The 13,638-nt window shown below is 73.4% G+C and carries 12 protein-coding genes and 1 pseudogene; 2 read left to right on the top strand and 11 right to left on the bottom strand.

The genetic code is table 11. The annotated features are described in order from the left end of the window. Window positions 1-162: 162 nt before the first annotated feature. The 7 genes and pseudogenes from AC3ET3_RS20215 to AC3ET3_RS20185 all read right to left on the bottom strand — a co-directional run bounded on the left by AC3ET3_RS20215 (window position 163) and on the right by AC3ET3_RS20185 (window position 6,661). Entirely contained in the window at window positions 163-1,317 is a 1,155-nt protein-coding gene (locus AC3ET3_RS20215) for an LOG family protein (RefSeq protein WP_432137996.1), read from the bottom strand. Between the two features lie 42 nt (window positions 1,318-1,359). After that, window positions 1,360-1,767 carry a VOC family protein gene (locus AC3ET3_RS20210; RefSeq protein ID WP_432137937.1) on the bottom strand — a complete coding sequence of 136 codons (408 nt, stop codon included), beginning with the start codon at window positions 1,765-1,767 and terminating at the stop codon, window positions 1,360-1,362. Between the two features lie 156 nt (window positions 1,768-1,923). After that, window positions 1,924-2,538 (bottom strand): annotated as a pseudogene (locus AC3ET3_RS20205) (hypothetical protein); the annotation flags it as partial. 253 nt (window positions 2,539-2,791) lie between these two features. Then, window positions 2,792-3,577 (bottom strand): pentapeptide repeat-containing protein, encoded by a 786-nt coding sequence (locus AC3ET3_RS20200; protein ID WP_435612624.1) that lies wholly within the window; start codon window positions 3,575-3,577, stop codon window positions 2,792-2,794. Between the two features lie 145 nt (window positions 3,578-3,722). Further along, a complete protein-coding gene (locus tag AC3ET3_RS20195) occupies window positions 3,723-4,556 on the bottom strand; it encodes an ABC transporter ATP-binding protein (protein WP_435612605.1) in 834 nt (277 codons plus the stop codon). A 192-nt stretch (window positions 4,557-4,748) separates the two neighbouring features. Continuing rightward, window positions 4,749-6,113, bottom strand: coding sequence for an aspartate aminotransferase family protein (locus AC3ET3_RS20190; protein ID WP_432137940.1), 1,365 nt, complete (start codon window positions 6,111-6,113; stop codon window positions 4,749-4,751). 20 nt (window positions 6,114-6,133) lie between these two features. Further along, entirely contained in the window at window positions 6,134-6,661 is a 528-nt protein-coding gene (locus tag AC3ET3_RS20185) for an Lrp/AsnC family transcriptional regulator (RefSeq protein WP_432137941.1), read from the bottom strand. Between the two features lie 164 nt (window positions 6,662-6,825). Between AC3ET3_RS20185 and AC3ET3_RS20180 the strand changes: the two genes are divergently transcribed. Both AC3ET3_RS20180 and AC3ET3_RS20175 read left to right on the top strand, forming a co-directional pair. Beyond that, a complete protein-coding gene (locus tag AC3ET3_RS20180) occupies window positions 6,826-8,265 on the top strand; it encodes a gamma-aminobutyraldehyde dehydrogenase (RefSeq protein ID WP_432137942.1) in 1,440 nt (479 codons plus the stop codon). Window positions 8,266-8,383: 118 nt separating this feature from the next. After that, on the top strand, window positions 8,384-8,914 hold the full coding sequence (locus AC3ET3_RS20175) for a hypothetical protein (protein ID WP_432137943.1): 531 nt from the start codon (window positions 8,384-8,386) through the stop codon (window positions 8,912-8,914). A 20-nt stretch (window positions 8,915-8,934) separates the two neighbouring features. Here AC3ET3_RS20175 and AC3ET3_RS20170 read toward each other — a convergent pair whose 3' ends face one another. The 4 genes from AC3ET3_RS20170 to AC3ET3_RS20155 all read right to left on the bottom strand — a co-directional run bounded on the left by AC3ET3_RS20170 (window position 8,935) and on the right by AC3ET3_RS20155 (window position 13,637). Continuing rightward, on the bottom strand, window positions 8,935-9,603 hold the full coding sequence (locus AC3ET3_RS20170; RefSeq protein ID WP_435612604.1) for a class I SAM-dependent methyltransferase: 669 nt from the start codon (window positions 9,601-9,603) through the stop codon (window positions 8,935-8,937). Between the two features lie 350 nt (window positions 9,604-9,953). Beyond that, window positions 9,954-10,907, bottom strand: a complete 954-nt coding sequence (locus tag AC3ET3_RS20165; protein ID WP_432155585.1) for an alpha/beta fold hydrolase — start codon at window positions 10,905-10,907, stop codon at window positions 9,954-9,956. Between the two features lie 292 nt (window positions 10,908-11,199). Further along, window positions 11,200-12,852, bottom strand: coding sequence for a helix-turn-helix transcriptional regulator (locus AC3ET3_RS20160; protein WP_435612603.1), 1,653 nt, complete (start codon window positions 12,850-12,852; stop codon window positions 11,200-11,202). An 80-nt stretch (window positions 12,853-12,932) separates the two neighbouring features. After that, window positions 12,933-13,637, bottom strand: coding sequence for a glycerophosphodiester phosphodiesterase (locus AC3ET3_RS20155; RefSeq protein ID WP_432137947.1), 705 nt, complete (start codon window positions 13,635-13,637; stop codon window positions 12,933-12,935). Window position 13,638 lies beyond the last annotated feature (1 nt).

Below are 13,638 nucleotides of genomic sequence, written 5' to 3'. Positions count from 1 at the left end.
ACGTTTGTCCTTTACGGAGGTGCAACTGCGGGGGGTGAACGGGGACCTGACGCCCCGGACGCTGCCGGGCCGCGGCATCCCCTGGAGGCTCACAGGTCTATAAGCGCTTCATAAGAAATGTCAATGCACAGAGCTCCCAGGCCGCTTGGCTTTGCCCGATTGTTAACCGCCGAGATGTTTCAGCGCCTGCGCCGCGTCCTCGATCCGGTCGACCAGGGCGATACGGGACGCCATGGAACGTTCCCGGGCGAGTTCCCGCAGCAACGGCCAGGCCGGCAGCCGCTCCGTCCAGTGCGCCCGGTCCACCAGGACCATCGGCGTCGGTTCCCCGCGCGACTCGTAGTAGTTGGGCGTCGCGCTGTCGAAGATCTCCTGGACGGTGCCCGCCGCGCCCGGCAGGAATATCACCCCGGCGGTGGAGCGGGCCAGCAGGCCGTCCTCGCGCAGGGCGTTGGCGAAGTACTTGGCGATGTTCTCGGCGAACGGGTTCGGCGGCTCATGGCCGTAGAACCAGGTGGGGATGCCCACCGAGGGGCCGCCGTGCGGCCAGCGGGAACGCACCTCGAAGGCGGCGGTCGCCCAGTCGGTGACCGACGGGGTGAAGCGCGGCGCCTTGGCGAGGAGTTGCAGCGCCTCGGTGAGCATGCCGTCCTCGAACGGGGCCGCGTACGCGCCGAGGTTGGCGGCCTCCATCGCGCCTGGGCCGCCGCCGGTCGCCACGGTCAGTCCGGCGCGGGCGAGTTCGCGGCCGAGGCGGGCGGCGCCCGCGTACGCCTCCGTGCCGCGGGCCATCGCGTGGCCGCCCATGACGCCCACCACCGGTCGGCCGGCGAGGAGTTCGTCCAGCGCGTCCGAGACGGAGTCGTCGTGTACGGCGCGGAGCATGGACGCGAAGATGTCGCCGTCGGCCTTCGTCCGCTGGAACCAGCCGTACGTGACGGCGTCCGGCGTCTCCTCGTAGCCCTTGTCAACGCCGGTGAAGAGCTCGTCGGGGGAGTAGAGCAGGCCCCGGTAGGGGTCGAAGGGGAGGCCGGGGACCGGCGGGAAGACCAGGGCCCCGGCGGCGCGCGTGCGGGCCGCCGCTTCCGGGGCCATCGGGCAGCCGAGGAACACGGCACCCGTGGTGTCCACGGACAGCAGGACCTCGGTGCGGGCGGTCAGGTCGACCGCCTGCACGCGGTAGTGGTTCAGGGTGCCGTGGTGGGTGACGACCTCGTCGAACTCGGCGAGCGTCTCGATCTCGCGGTCGTGGGAGCCGTCGTACGGCTGGGACGGCGGGAACTGATCCCGCGGCGGCTGTGGCTGGGCGGGTGTCATGTGCACCCGCCCATGCTGGCACAGCGGCCGGCCGCGCCGGGGTCAGCCCTCGACCGCCGCCCGGTCCATCCAGATGACTTCCCAGGTGTGGCCGTCGAGGTCGTCGAAGGAACGGCCGTACATGAAGCCCATGTCCTGGGTCTCACCGGCCGGCGTCGCGCCCAGCTCCAGCGCGCGGTCGACGAGTTCGTCGACCTTCTCGCGGCTCTCGGCGCTCAGGGCGACCAGCACCTCGCTGGTCTTCGTGGCGTCGGCGATCTCCTTCTTGGTGAACGTGGCGTAGAACGGCTTGGTGAGCAGCATCGCGACGATGGTGTCGCTGATGACGACCGAGGCCGCCTTCTCGTCACTGAACTGCGGGTTGATCGTGTAGCCCAGCTCCGTGAAGAACTTCTTCGAGGCGTCGAGGTCGTTCACGGGCAGGTTGACGAAGATCATCTGCTGGTACATGCGGGGGTCTCTCCCATTCGGTGTCGTGCCGTTCGCAGGGGTAGACCGGGCACTCGATCGGAACTCATCGGTTCGGGCGGATCTTTTTTCGTACGAGTTCCGCGAGGGCCCCGGACGGCGCCGGCCGCGCCGGGGCGTCGACCGGTCGGCCGGGGGTCAGCCGGTCAGGGGGAGGGCCGCGAGTTCGGCGACGGTCAGGGTGAGCGGGGCGAACAGGACCAGCAGGGCGCCGGCCCGCAGGGCGGCGGCGCCGCGCAGCGCGGTGGCCGGAGCGCCGAGGCGCAGCAGGGCGGCCGTGGTGTCGGCACGGCACTGCCGGGCCTCCACGGCCGCGGTGAGGAGGGTGGCGAGGGCGCACCCGGTGACCACAAGCGCGCCGAGGGCGGTGAGCGGGCCGAAGGAGCGGTCGGGGGCGGCCGGGTCGTGCAGCGAGACCAGGGCGTACGCGCCGGACAGGGCGGCGCACAGGACGCCGAGAGGGCGGCCGATACGGGTGGACTCCGCCATCAGGCAGCGGCCGGCGAGGAGACGGAGGGCGCCGGGGCGGACGGCCTGCAGCAGGCGGCCGCACAGGTGGGTGAGGCCGGGACCGGCGAGGGCGAGCCCCAGCGCGGTGAGGGTCCAGCCGACGAGGACCGAGGCGGGGCCGGTCGGCAGGCCGTCGGGCAGGGTGAGGGTGGTGCGGCCGGAGCGGCTCGCGTACGCCTCCACGGCGAGGCCGGCGGCGAGAACGGCCGCTCCCCAGGGCAGCGCGGTGGGGTTGGGGCGGGGCGGGGCCGGCGGGAAGCCGTCCGGGGATGCAGGGTGGGAGCTGTTCTGCGGGTCCCGGTGGCCGCCGGGACCATCGGCCGGTGCCTGGCGGGACGCCTCGGCGGGCGCCGACATGACACCGCCCTCGGAGGAGGGGAGGGCCGCCGAGCGGAGACCCCCGGAGGGGGCCTCCGGGGAGGCACCGCCGGACGGGACACCCGCGAGAGGGACGTCCCTGGAAGCGGCACCGTGGGAGACGGCGCCCGCGGGGGAGTCACCCCCGGAGACGACACCCGCGGAGACGACACCTGCGGAGACGACACCTGCGGAGACGACACCTGCGGAGACGGCACCTGCGGTGGAGGCTCCCTCGGCATGAACACCTCCGGAGACGGCACCCGAGGCGAAGGCCCCCTCGGCGCGGGCACCCCCGGAGGCCACGTCTCCGGTGCGTGCCCGGGCCGTGTCGGTGGTCGGTGTCGGAGGGGAGGGCCGCGTCGGCTCCGTCGGCGCCTGTGACCCGCCGGAGCCGCCGCCCGTTTCGCAGCCCCCGCCCGTTCGAGAGCCTCCGCGCGTGCCGGAGCCTTCGCGCATGTCGGACCCCGAGCGCCTGCCGAAACGGCCGTACGCCCCGAAGGTCTCCCTGGGGCCGGTGCGGGGCCGGGCGCCGAAGCGGCCGAAGGAACGGGGGGCGGGGCGGGCGGCCGGGTGGACCTCGCGAGGTCGCAGCGTGAGCGCGACGGCGAGGCAGGCGGTCAGGGGCAGCAGGGACAGCAGGGTGAGGGCGGCGGGCAGCGGGAGGTCCTGGCCGGCGGCCAGGAAGTCGGCCGCCGCGCCGTCGAACGGCATGCCGGTGAGGTCGCCCCGCAGATGGAGGAAGACCAGCAGGGCCAGCATCGAGCCGAGCACCGTGGACAGGGCCGTCGTCGTGGCCGAGACCGCCATCAGCCGGGCCGGGCCGAGCCCGATCGCCGAGAGTCCCCGGCGCGGGCGGGTGCCGGGGTCCGCACGGGCCACGGCCGTCGCGAGATGGACGGTGGCCGCCAGCGGGACCATGCACCAGGCGAGGCGGAGCAGGGAGCCGGCCGGGTCACCGGGGTGGCCGAGCGCGTGGCCCAGCGTGCACAGGAGCAGGAAGCCGGTACCGGCCGAGGCGGCCGCCACCAGCAGGCGGCGCAGCTGGACGGCCGGGTGGGCGCCGCGGGTCAGACGGAGAGCGAGCACGCGGCCCGGCCTTCCGACTCGCCCGTCGTGCCGTTCGCACCCGTGCGGCCGTTCGGGGTGTGCGTGCCCCGCGCTCCGTCGCCGCCGGCGCCCGCGGCCGCCTCGCCGGTCCCGCTCACCGGCGGCAGGTGCACCGTGTGCACCCGGCGGCCGTCGAGGAGGGACACCTTGCGGTCGGCCAGCGCGGCTGTGTCGGGGTCGTGGGTCGCCAGGACCACGGTGATGCCGTGCGAGCGGGCCGCGGTCGTCAGGGTGCGCAGGACGTGCGCGCGGTCCGCGCGGTGCAGCGGGGCCGTCGGCTCGTCCGCGAAGAGGACGGACGGCGCCGGGGCCAGCGCGCGCGTGATGCACACCCGCTGCCGCTCGGCCTGGGTGAGGTCCTCGGGGCGCTTGCGCGCCTTGTCGCCGACGTCCAGGCGTTCCAGCCACTCCAGGGCCGCCGTCTTGGCGCGGCGCCGGGCGGTGCCGCGCAGCATCAGGGGGAGGGCCGCGTTCTCCCAGACGTTCAGCTCGGGAACGAGGACGGGTGCCGGGTCGATCCAGCCGAAGCGGTCACGGCGCAGGCGCTCGCGGGCCATCGGGCCCATCGTGTGCACGGGCACGCTGTTGAACCAGACCTCGCCCCGCTGGGCGGGCACCAGGCCGGACAGGCAGCGCAGCAGGGTCGTCTTGCCGCTGCCGCGCGGGCCGCTGACGGCGAGGATCTCGCCCTCGCGCACGCCGAGCGAGACCCCGCCGAGCGCGGGGGAACCGTCGCGGTGCGTGTAGTGCAGCGAGCGTGCCCAGAGCACGTCGTTGTCCGGCGGGGCCTCCATGGCGTACACCTCGGTTCAGATCCGTAGTTCCCGTGTCCTGTCCCCCGTCCGGGGGAACGAAGGCAGGGCCGATCGGTTACCAGGCACGCTAGGGAGCCGGGGCTACCGCTCCGGACAGCACACGGCCCGGGGTGCGCGCGTCTCACTCGTACGGGCGCACCCCGGGCGTATGAACGGCGGAACCGCCTCGGGTCAGAGCTTGGTCCACGCCTCCGTCAGCGTGGCGCGCAGGATCTGCTCGATCTCGTCGAAGGTGTCCTGGTTCGAGATCAGCGGCGGGGCGAGCTGGACGACCGGGTCGCCGCGGTCGTCGGCGCGGCAGTACAGGCCGTTGTCGTACAGGGCCTTGGAGAGGAAGCCGTACAGGACGCGCTCGGTCTCCTCGTCGTCGAAGGACTCCTTGGTGGCCTTGTCCTTGACCAGTTCGATGCCGTAGAAGAAGCCGTTGCCGCGGACGTCGCCGACGATCGGCAGGTCGTGCAGCTTCTCCAGGGTGGCGCGGAAGGCGCCCTCGTTGTCCAGGACGTGCTGGTTGAGGCCCTCGCGCTCGAAGAGGTCGAGGTTGGCCAGGCCCACCGCGGCCGACACCGGGTGGCCGCCGAAGGTGTAGCCGTGCAGGAAGGTGTTGTCGCCCTTGTAGAACGGCTCGGCGAGGCGGTCCGAGACGATGCACGCGCCGATCGGGGAGTAGCCCGAGGTCATGCCCTTGGCGCAGGTGATCATGTCCGGGACGTAGCCGAACTTGTCGCAGGCGAACATCGTGCCGAGGCGGCCGAAGGCGCAGATGACCTCGTCGGAGACGAGCAGCACGTCGTACTGGTCGCAGATCTCGCGCACGCGCTGGAAGTAGCCGGGCGGCGGCGGGAAGCAGCCGCCGGCGTTCTGCACCGGCTCCAGGAAGACGGCCGCGACGGTCTCGGGGCCCTCGAAGAGGATCTGCTGCTCGATCTGGTCGGCGGCCCAGCGGCCGAAGGCCTCCGGGTCGTCGCCGAAGATCGGCGCGCGGTAGATGTTGGTGTTCGGGACCTTGTGCGCGCCCGGGACCAGCGGTTCGAAGGGGGCCTTCAGGCCCGGCAGGCCGGTGATGGACAGGGCGCCCTGCGGGGTGCCGTGGTAGGCGACCGCCCGGGATATGACCTTGTACTTGGTGGGCTTGCCGGTCAACTTGAAGTACTGCTTGGCGAGCTTCCAGGCGGTCTCGACGGCCTCGCCGCCGCCGGTGGTGAAGAAGACCTTGTTCAGGTCGCCCGGGGCGTGGTGCGCGAGGCGCTCCGCCAGCTCGACGGCCTTGGGGTGGGCGTACGACCAGACCGGGAAGAAGGCCAGCTCCTGGGCCTGCTTGAAGGCGGTCTCCGCCAGCTCCGTGCGGCCGTGACCGGCCTGCACCACGAACAGACCCGCGAGACCGTCGAGGTAGCGCTTGCCCTGGTCGTCGTAGATGTAGGTGCCCTCGCCCCGGACGATGGTGGGGACCGGGGAGTTCTCGTACGACGACATGCGGGTGAAGTGCATCCACAAGTGGTCGTACGCGCTGCGGCTGAGGTCCTTGGTGCTCACGGTTATCGGGTCCTCACGGGTTATCGGGTTCCCCACATGTAGGTCTGCTTCTTGAGCTTCAGGTAGACGAAGCTCTCGGTGGAGCGCACGCCGGGCAGGGCCCGGATGCGCTTGTTGATGACGTCCAGCAGGTGGTCGTCGTCCTCGCAGACGATCTCGGCGAGGACGTCGAACGAGCCCGCGGTCATCACCACGTACTCGACCTCCGCCATGTCGGTCAGCGCGTCCGCCACGGCCTCGACGTCGCCCTCGACGTTGATGCCGACCATCGCCTGACGGCGGAAACCCACGGTGAGCGGGTCCGTCACGGCGACGATCTGCATGACGCCCTGGTCGAGCAGCTTCTGGACGCGCTGGCGCACGGCCGCCTCGGACAGGCCCACGGCCTTGCCGATGGCGGCGTACGGCCGGCGGCCGTCCTCCTGCAGCTGCTCGATGATGGCGAGGCTGACGGCATCCAGGTGAGGGGTGCCGCCGCTCCTGGACTCGCGGGGGTCCCGGGAGTCCCTGTGCTCTGCGCTTCGACTGGCCACGACGTCACTCTGCACGACGTATCGACAGTTCCGCAAGCCACGATCGATGAAATTCGTCGTTTACCTGACTGAGATCTGCGAAATTCGTAGCCGGGGTGGGAGCGGGGGTGTTGAAAACGTGGGGTCTCCGTTTAGGCTGGTGTCTCAGCTATTGGACACACCACTCTGGAGGGCCGGCAGTGAGCACCGAGCTGCGTCGTCTGCGCAATTACATCGACGGTGAGTTCCGGGACGCCGCCGACGGACGGACCACCGAGGTGGTCAACCCGGTGACGGGCGAGGCGTACGCGACCGCGCCGCTGTCCGGGCAGGCGGACGTCGACGCCGCGATGGCGGCCGCCGCCGCGGCCTTCCCCGGCTGGCGCGACACCACGCCCGCCGAGCGTCAGAAGGCCCTGCTGAAGATCGCGGACGCGTTCGAGGAGCGCGCCGAGGAGCTGATCGCGGCCGAGGTGGAGAACACCGGCAAGCCGGTCGGGCTCACGCGGTCCGAGGAGATCCCGCCGATGGTGGACCAGATCCGCTTCTTCGCCGGCGCCGCCCGGATGCTGGAGGGGCGCAGCGCCGGCGAGTACATGGAGGGGCTGACGTCCATCGTGCGCCGTGAGCCGGTCGGCGTCTGCGCGCAGGTCGCGCCGTGGAACTACCCGATGATGATGGCCGTGTGGAAGTTCGCCCCGGCCATCGCCGCGGGCAACACGGTCGTGCTGAAGCCGTCCGACACGACGCCCGCGTCCACCGTGCTGATCGCCGACATCATCGGGTCGATCCTGCCCAAGGGTGTCTTCAACGTCATCTGCGGTGACCGCGACACCGGCCGGCTGATGGTCGAGCACGAGACCCCGGCGATGGCCTCCATCACCGGCTCGGTGCGGGCCGGCATGTCGGTCGCCGAGTCGGCGTCCAAGGACCTCAAGCGGGTCCACCTGGAGCTCGGCGGCAAGGCGCCGGTCGTCGTGTTCGAGGACACCGACATCGCCAAGGCCGTCGAGGACATCTCGGTGGCCGGCTTCTTCAACGCCGGTCAGGACTGCACCGCGGCCACCAGGGTCCTGGTGCAGGAATCCATCCACGACGAGTTCGTGGCGGAGCTGGCCAAGGCGGCCGCCGACACCAAGACCGGGCAGCCGGACGACGAGGACGTCCTGTTCGGCCCGCTGAACAACCCCAACCAGCTCAAGCAGGTCGCCGGCTTCATCGAGCGGCTGCCCGCCCACGCCAAGGTCGAGGCGGGTGGTCACCAGGTCGGCGACAAGGGCTACTTCTACGCGCCGACCGTCGTCTCCGGCCTCAAGCAGGACGACGAGATCATCCAGAAGGAGGTCTTCGGCCCGGTCATCACCGTGCAGTCCTTCACGGACGAGGAGCAGGCCGTCGAGTGGGCCAACGGCGTCGAGTACGCCCTCGCCTCCTCCGTCTGGACCAAGGACCACTCCCGCGCCATGCGGATGTCCAAGAAGCTCGACTTCGGCTGCGTGTGGATCAACACGCACATCCCGCTGGTCGCCGAGATGCCCCACGGCGGCTTCAAGAAGTCCGGCTACGGCAAGGACCTGTCCGGGTACGGCTTCGAGGACTACACGCGCATCAAGCACGTGATGACGTCGCTGGACGGCTGACGGCTGACCATGACAGCGGGCCCGGAGCCGGAAGGCTCCGGGCCCGCTGTCATGCCCGGAGGTCGATCTCGTGGGGCCGGTTTTGAACGCGTTCAAATGACCGCGTACGCTCATGTCCATGAGCGACAGAGCCGCCCTGCTCCAGGGCATCCGCGCGTGGCTGGTGTTCTTCGTCGTCTGCCTGGTGCTCAGCGGCGCCACGGCCTTCCCCCTCGTGCACGAACTGCGCTGGACCGAGGAGCTGTTGCGGTCCCTGTCGGTACCGGAGCACCTGCCCGGCCTGATGGGCTGGATCGAGCGGGTGCGCGACGGTCTCGACGCCGTGGACGCCGATCACCCCTTCGTGCTCTACGGCACCGACTGGCTGGCCTTCGCCCACCTCGTCATCGCGGTCGCCTTCTACGGCCCGTACCGCGACCCCGTCCGCAACATCTGGGTCGTGGAGTTCGGCATGATCGCCTGCGCCGGGATCGTCCCGCTCGCGCTGATCTGCGGTCCGATCCGGGGCATCCCCTTCTGGTGGACCGTCATCGACATGTCGTTCGGGGTGTTCGGCGTGATCCCGCTCTTCGTCGTACGGCGGAAGATCAAGCGGCTGGAGGCGCTCGGCGCACCGCCCGGACGAACGACCGCCACGCAGAGCGGCTGACGGCGAGCACCGGTCCGTCGTCACCCTGCGGGGTCCGGCCGATCCGGCGACGCTGCCGCAGCGCTCGCGACGGTGCCCGTGCCCACGTTCATCCCGGCGTGCAGGACGGCGCCGGGGCGGCCGCCCGAGCGCTCGCGCAGCATGCCGTCGAGGATCTGCCGGACCTCGGCCGCCTGCCGGGCGGTCAGCCCGGTGATCCACCGGGCGCCCACCGGATTGCTGCTGCGGACCGTGTCCAGCAGCTCCCCGGCCGACGCGAACGCCGTGTCCAGCACCTCCGCGCGGACACGCACCCCGGTCAGCCCGGCCGCGCGCAGCAGAGCGGCGAACCGGTCCGGGTCGGCGAGCCGGAACGGCAGCGGGGGCGGGTCCGCGGGCAGGGGTGCGGCGCCGGGTACGGCCGCCCGGATGGCCTGCACCGTCCAGGCGATGAACTCGGCTCCCTGAGGCGGGCCGAAAGCGGCGACCAGCACCGTGCCGCCGGGCCGGGTGACGCGTACCAGCTCCGCCAGGCCGCGACGCAGGTCGGGGAAGAGCGACACGCCGTTCAGCGACGCCGAGACGTCGAAGGAGTCGTCGGCCAGGTCCAGGTGCTCGCCGTCCATGACCAGCGCCCGGACCCGCTCCGAGCCCCGGGCTCGGGCGGCGAGCCGTTCCACCATCGCGGGGGAGATGTCCACGGCGACCACGTCGGCCCCCCCGGCGGGCCGCCGGCAGGGCGAGGGCGCCACTGCCCGCGGCCACGTCGAGGAAGCGGGTGCCGACGCCGACGGCGGCCCGCTCCACCAGCCGCTCCCCGAACAGCATGGTGTGCGGCGTGGTGAACCGGTCGAACTCGGCCGCGAGGGCGTCCCACTCGGCCCGGACCGCTTCCGGCGAGGGGCGGTCCGCGGAGGAACGGTCCGGGACAGAAGGGTCGGGGGCGTGAGCGTGAGCGGGGGCGCCCGGGCGCCCGAGGGGGATGGTCATGGTCGTGCTCCGTCACGGGTGGGGGTGTGGTGTCACGGGTGGGGGCGCGGTCGGACGGCCGGGGCGGGGGTCACGGTCGGGCTTCCCTTCCGGCCGGCGATCCGGGCGGCCGGCGGTCCGGGCGGGTGGGAAGGGCCGTGCCCAGGGCGGCGACCAGCGCCTGAGGGTGCTCCAGATCCGGGTCGGCGCCGCAGTCGTCGATGACGTGCAGCGGCCAGCCGTGCCGGCCCGCCGCCCGCTCGGCGAACCTCAGCCGGGTCTCGGGGTCCTGGCGGCCCCACACCAGGGTCGTCGGCACGCCGATCCGGTCCAGTTCGGCGTCCGGGAGGACCGGCAGCGCGAACTCCTTCATCAGCGTCCGGCCCGCGGCCCTGACGCTCGGCGTGCGGGCCCGGTCCAGGGCGTAGTCGGCGATGTCGTCCCAGTGGCCGCCGAGGTCACGCCGGACCGCGTCCAGGTCCGCCACGCACCGGCCGAGCATCCGGTCCCGGGTGCGCTCGGTGGCGCGCAGCTGGAACGCGGCGACCGCCAGCGCGAACCTCGGCTCCGGACGGAACGGCCCCAGCCCGAAGGCGTCGGCCAGCACCAGCCCGGCGATCAGTTCGCCGCGGCCGGCCGCGAACCGGGCGGCCACCGCCCCGCCGAGGTTGTGCCCGACGAGGACCGGCGGAGCGGGGCAGGTGGCCTCGATCAGCGCCGCCAGCCACTCCAGCACCCGGTCGGCGGCGGGCGGCTCGCCGTCCTGGACCACGGAGGCGCCCTGTCCCGGCAGGTCGGGCACGATCAGCTGGTGGTCCGTCACCAGCTCCGGCACCACCCTGACCCACGCGGTGGCGGACTGGCCGATGCCGTGCAGGAGGACGACCGGCGGTCCGTCGCCGCCCTCCAGGACGGCGGTCGACACACCGGCCAGGTCCCGCCGGTGTTCGGTGAGGGGCATCGCCGCCAGCAGGCGTTCCCTGGCCGGCTGACCGGTCAGGTGCCCTGGTTCCGGCGCCCGCGTCGCGGTGCGAGTCCTGTTCACGGTGGCCTCCTCTCCGCACGGCCGCCATGACCGGTGGTGTCCGGTGGCCGCACGCCCGCGCGGTCCCGGGAGGCCCGGGGCTCCCGCTCCCGGCTCCCGGTGCTCCACGTCGGTCGGCATCCCGTGGCGTCCTGCTCTCCACGGCCTTCACGGACAGTCTCGGCGGCACCCCCGGCGCGGGGCATCGGGCGAATCGCGCATCTGGCGGTGGCATCCCGGCATGGGGTGAATCACCCATGCCGGGATGCCACCGCGAACGCCACGCACCTGCGGACATACACCTCCGCGGCCCTCAGACCAGGCCGTGCCGGTAGGCGTACGCCGTCGCCGCGCTCCGGGTGGAGACGCTCAGCTTGGTGAACATGTTGTCGAGATGACGGGCCACGGTCTTCTCGCTGATGACCAGCGTGGCGGCGATCTCCCGGTTGGTGGCGCCGCCCGCGACCAGCCGCAGCACCTCCACCTCGCGCGGCGTCAGCCCGCCCGGCGGACGCCCGGGCACCCGGCCGGCCAGCCGGTCCACCCGGGCCAGCTGCGGGGCCGCGCCCAGCCCGGCGAACACCGTGCGGGCCGCGGCGAGCTCCAGCTTGGCGGTGTCACGATCCCCGAGCAGCAGGCACACCTCGGCCGTCAGCACCCGCACCAGCGCCGCCTCGTACGGGGCGTCCAGTTCCTGCCAGGCCGCCCGGGCCACGCCCAACGCCTCCCACGCGCCCTGCGCGTCCCCCTCCGAGAGCAGCACCGCCCCGCGCGCGCCCGCCGCGACCGCCCGCAGATACGGCGACGCGAAGCCGTCCGCCGTCCGGCCCAGCTCCTCGGCCGCCTCCCGGGCGGCCCCCGGGTCACCGGCCGCGAGCGAGACGTCGACGCACGCGGCGAGCACCCGCGCCCGCCGCACCCGGTCGCCCCCCGCCTGCGCCACCACCCGGCGCACGGCCGCCACCGCGTCGTCGGTACGGCCCTGCGCGAGCCGCAGCAGGGCGAGGCCGGGCTGCGGCGAGTGGCCCCAATGGTCGGCCTCCCGGTACGCCCCCTCCGCCTCGGACAGCGCGCCGCGCAGCCGGAGCAGTTCTCCCCGCTGGTACTGGGCCATGCCCACGGCCGGGTCGACGGTCCGTCCGGCGAGCAGGGCGCACGCCTGCTGGGCCTGGGCCAGGGCGGCGGACCACTCGCCGCGCAGCTCCATGATCTCCGAGCGGTGGACCAGGCACTGCCCCCGGTACGGCTTCAGGTCCGGCTGCGCGGCACACCAGCGGCTGAGCGCCTCCGTCCACTCGGCGGCGCGCCCCACGTCGAAGATGTCCCGGCAGGCGATGAGCACCGCGCAGTAGACGATGCCCGCCGCGATGGGCGAGACCTCGTCGGCCGTGACGGCGACCATCGCCTCGTCCAGCAGGGAGGTCCCGGCGGCGACCTCACCGGCGGCGATCAGCGCCTGGCCCTGGCCGAGCCTGCTCAGGGCCACCAGATCGGGGTCCGCGAACCGGTCCGCGATCCCGGCCACCTCCGCGAACGCGGCACGCGCCCCCGCGAAGTCGCCGCCCTCCAGCGCCCCGAACGCGCTCGGCACCAGCAGGTACCCGCACTCCACGCAGTCCTCGCCGGAGTCGGCCAGCAGCCGTGCCCCGCGGGCGAACCAGCCGCCCGCGCGGGCGTGCTGCCCGTACCGGGCGAGGGTGAGGCCGAGCCAGAACGCGCAGCGCACCGCCCGGCCGACCGCCCCGGCCTCGTGGAGCGCGCGGTGCGCGCGCTCCCAGGTCTCCACGGCCCGCTCCTCCCGGCCGTACAGATAGGCGGCCATGGCCAGGCGCTCCAGGTCCGGCGCCGCGAGCGGGGCCCGACCGTCGGCGGCCGACAGCCGCTCGTACGCCTCGGCCCAGGCACGTCGCCGGAACGCGTCGCGGCCGTCCGCCAGGGGATCGGCCGCCGCCGTGGAAGGGGCCATCGCACGCTCCTCGGCCGGACACCACCCCCGCCCTCGTCCTCACCGTACGGGCGGCCGGCCGGAGGCGCAGTGCGGGCCGGTCACCGTGCGGCGTCGCCGCCGTGGGCCGCGCGCAGGGCGGTGAGGACGTCCACCCGGTTGGTGGTGATCGAGTCGACGCCCAGGTCGATCAGGCGGCGCATGGTGCGGCGGGTGTCGGGCGTCCACACCGACAGCAGCCGGCCGTCGCGGTGGACACGGGCCGCGAGGGCGCGGTCCACCAGCGACCAGCGGAAGTTGAGCCAGCGCGGCCGGACCGCGTCGAGCAGCACGGGGCGCGGCGGCGCCACGGTCGTGCGGGTCAGGGCGATCTCGGCCGACGGGTCGGCGCCGCGCACGGCGAGCATGGCCTCCGCGCCGGCGCAGTAGTAGACGCGGTCGGCCGCGCCCGCATCCCGGACGACGTCCACCACCCGGCGGGCCGCCCGCAACTCGCGGGTGCCCGGCAGGTCGATCATCATCCGGGTGCCGTCGGTGGCCGCCAGCGCCTCCGCCAGCGTGGGCACCGCGCCGCCGGTCAGCCCCCGCACCTCGGCCGCCGAGAGCGCGCTCAGCGGCCGGTCGTGCGCCCACAGCCGTTTCAGGCCGGCGTCGTGCAGCAGCACCGGGACACCGTCCCTGGTGAGCCGTACGTCGACCTCCACCGCGTCCGCGCCCAGGCGGAGCGCGGAACGCAGCGAGTCGAGGGTGTTCTCCCGGAAGCGGTAGGGGTCGCCGCGATGGGCCACGGCCGTCAGCGTCTGCATG

The sequence above is a fragment of the Streptomyces sp. bgisy159 genome (assembly GCF_057707805.1).
This window is presented reverse-complemented; position numbering and strand designations above follow the sequence as displayed.